A 453-nucleotide genomic window follows, 5' to 3' on the forward strand; every position below is an offset into this window, starting at 1 on the left:
GAGGCCTACCGCAGCGAAGCCGAGTTCGACGCCGCCGCCCGCGACGCCACGGCCGTGGCCGCCGACCATGCGCTCGATCACGCCCTGCTGGACCGCGCGGCGCTGCAGCAGGCCGAGCCGGCCCTGCGCGACGTGCTGGCCGGCGCCATCCACTGGCGCGACCCATGGACCGTGAGCGATCCCGGCGAACTGGTCGCCCGCTATGCCGCGCTGTTCGAGCGGCAGGGCGGCACCTTCTGCCATGGCGACGCCGCCACGCTGCGCGCCAGCGGTTCGGGCTGGCAGGTGTCTACGGAGGACGGCAAGGTCGAGGCGGCGCAGGCCGTAATCGCGCTGGGGCCGTGGGCGGCGGATCTGACCACGCGGCTGGGCTATCGGCTGCCGCTATTCGTAAAACGCGGCTATCACCGCCACTATGCGACCGAGGCGATGCCGTCCAAGCCGGTGCTGGAC

At 72.8% G+C, this 453-nt stretch carries 1 protein-coding gene; it reads left to right on the forward strand.

Features of this window, described 5'->3' with window-relative positions; genetic code table 11:
- A partial coding sequence (locus AB4Z35_RS30490) for an NAD(P)/FAD-dependent oxidoreductase (RefSeq protein ID WP_442101228.1) occupies window positions 1–453 on the forward strand: 453 nt, incomplete at both ends.

Source organism: Pseudomonas sp. KB_15 (genome assembly GCF_052114525.1).
Classification (GTDB): domain Bacteria; phylum Pseudomonadota; class Gammaproteobacteria; order Pseudomonadales; family Pseudomonadaceae; genus Aquipseudomonas.